This window comes from Nitrospira sp. CMX1 (assembly GCF_054902215.1).
The window spans coordinates 1-2694 of record NZ_JBUBKD010000065.1; the positions used below are offsets into that span (position 1 = coordinate 1).

Here is a 2694-nt window from a genome sequence, read left to right on the forward strand (position 1 = left end):
CATCGGCGATCATCCAGCGTCCTTCTCCGGAATCCTGCACGTACCCTTTCAACTGTTCGAGCTTCGGGTCCTGTTTGAGTGCATCTACCGCGAGCTCCAGCAGCCATGACCGCACCACGCTGCCATGCATCCAGAGATTGGCCACGCGCGCCAGATCCAGCTTGTACTCGCTCTTTGACATCAACTCAAAGCCCTCCGCGTAGCCTTGCATCATGCTGTATTCGATGCCGTTGTGGACCATTTTGACATAATGGCCTGCCCCGACGGCCCCGACGTGGGCCCATCCATTTTCCGGAGCAAGGGTCTTGAATAGTGGGGCAAGTCGTTGAACGGCTGCTTCTTCTCCGCCGACCATGAGGCAGTAGCCGACTTTTAATCCCCAGATCCCGCCACTGGTCCCCGCGTCGACATAGTGGAGCCCCTGTTTCTTCAATGCAGCAGCACGCCGCACATCGTCGTGAAATCTGGTATTGCCGCCGTCGATGATGGTGTCTCCGGGTTTCAATAATGCTGCCACAGCTTGCACGGTTTCTTCCGTCGGAGTACCGGAGGGGACCATAATCCAGACGGCACGTGGTGCGCTGAGTTTGCCGACCAGATCGGCGAGCGAGGTGGCGCCGACACAGCCATGGCCTTCAGCCTGTTGAATGAGATCGTTCGATCGGTCATAGACGACCACGCGGTGTTGATCGCGTCGTAGACGGATGACCATGTTCATGCCCATCTTGCCTAATCCGATAAATCCCAGTTCCATAGAGGGCTCCTTGGTATGAAGGTCGGTGACAGAGAATTGATACCCGCCGAGCGATGACACGGTCGGGGGCATGTCTCTCTCATTCGTATACAAACAACGTCGTCATGCAGGCGTTGTTAGTCTTGTGTGCCCAGGCGGTCAGTCGATACGAGCCGGATTCGGGACATCCTTAAAGAGGAGATCGGCAAATTGCCGGCCAAAGTTGAGCTGGTCGGCGAGCGTCGCGGCGGTCAGGAACTGTCCGGCTAGGTCAGCCAGGGCCGGCTCACGGGAAAACATGAACCGATGGACATCCACCGGCGCGACCAGCCAAAACCCTCGCAGCCGAAAGAAGGCGGAAATGCAATCTTCGTAAAACAGCGTCAAGAGATAGTAAGCGGTGCCCGGTTTGTCTATGAGGTCCTCCGCCTTCCCGAGGAGATGGTAGCATTCCGCCTTGAGCCGAATCTGTTCATTGATGGATGCCGGTGGGGGCCCTTGGCGGAAGCGTTGATGGACTTTGTCGAGGAGTTTGGCACAGACACCGTCGTGATCGTAAAGGATTCGACTTTTTCTCAAGAGTGAGGGGAGCCGGAGAGAATAGGCCAGGTCGTCTTCAACCGAACGATATCCATGATAGCGGATATCGGCAAGCCGCTCGCCGACTCTGAGGATTTCATGACTGTCTGTTTCGCCCTTGACGAGGGCGAGCAGATCGATATCACTGTGAGGTGTGAGTGTGCGTCGTGCCCCGGATCCGACGAGGAGGATGCCCACTAAGTCGCCTCCTCTGCGGCCCTTCACATGTCGGACGGCGACTTCAATGCCGTCTTCAAAGCCTGGAGGGGGTGGACTCTCCGGCTGTTCTGGCGGCTCTGGAACTTCAAGCAGCTCGGCATTCAGTTCTTCGCGGGTAGGAGTGGTGGTGGCTGTATTGGAGTCCATAGATATCCGTAATCGTGACGAACCAGTTATCGATGATGCATGGTTGGTACATTCATGCTGCGAGGTGAGAAACTCTGTGGGAGATTCCCCTCACACGACAGTACTTCGGCATTCTATGGATCAAGGGATAGCCTGTCAATGTCGAACGATCATCGCGGGAGGACTCGTGTGAACGCCGCAACGGCTTCTTCAATCTGAGGCTCCGTGATATCCAGGTGTGTCACCGCGCGATAGCTCTTTCCACCGACTGCGTTGATGAGCACGCCCTGCTCTTTGAGTGCGGCGACCAGCTCGCTTGGTGAGCGTCCCTCGTCAAGGATGTCGAAGATCACAATATTGGTTTCCACATGCTGTGGAGCGATCTGGATCGCGGGAATTTGCTGGAGCAGCCGCGCCAGTTTCTTGGCATGCTCGTGGTCAGTCTTGAGTCGAGCCACATGTCGTTCCAATGCATGGATCCCAGCGGCGGCTAACACGCCAGCTTGACGCATGGCGCCTCCGTACATGCGGCGAAAGCGACGCGCCCGTTCGATGAGCTTTGGGTCGTTGGAGAGGAGCAGTGATCCGACGGGAGCGCCGAGTCCCTTGGAGAGGCAGAGGGAAACAGTTTCAAAATGCTGGGCATAGGCGGACGGAGGGAGGGTCGTGGCGGCCACGGCATTGAACAGCCTGGCACCATCCAGATGCATGGGGATTCCGTACTTTACCGCAACTGTGCGAATTTTTTCGATCGTGGAGAGGGGATAAATGGTGCCGCCGCCGGCATTGTGTGTATTCTCCAAGCAGATCAGCGCGGTCGTGATGCTGTGCGGATCAGTCGGCCGGATGGCGGCTTCCACCTGCTCAGCCATGATGATACCGCGCTCTCCCGGCACCCAGTGAAGCTGCACACCGGCCAGGGCGCCGGCTGCGCCCTGCTCGTACCGGACGATGTGGCTTTTGCTTTCGACGATGACTTCTTGTCCCGGTTGGGTCTGAATGCGAATCGCCAGTTGATTGGACATGGTGCCGGAGGG

General features: G+C 57.4%; 3 protein-coding genes. All 3 read right to left on the reverse strand.

Features of this window, described 5'->3' with window-relative positions; genetic code table 11:
• On the reverse strand, positions 1-754 hold a 754-nt coding region (gene gnd, locus ACYX34_RS16510; RefSeq protein ID WP_462077676.1), incomplete at its 3' end, for a phosphogluconate dehydrogenase (NAD(+)-dependent, decarboxylating).
• 138 nt (positions 755-892) lie between these two features.
• Entirely contained in the window at positions 893-1678 is a 786-nt protein-coding gene (locus tag ACYX34_RS16515; RefSeq protein WP_462077677.1) for a nucleotidyltransferase domain-containing protein, read from the reverse strand.
• A 149-nt stretch (positions 1679-1827) separates the two neighbouring features.
• A partial coding sequence (locus tag ACYX34_RS16520; RefSeq protein WP_462077678.1) for a threonine aldolase family protein occupies positions 1828-2694 on the reverse strand: 867 nt, incomplete at its 5' end.

Coding starts and splice junctions, on each gene's coding strand:
- ACYX34_RS16515 (WP_462077677.1), bottom strand. CDS start 1,678: ATGGACTCCAATACAGCCACCACCACTCCTACCCGCGAAGAACTGAAT.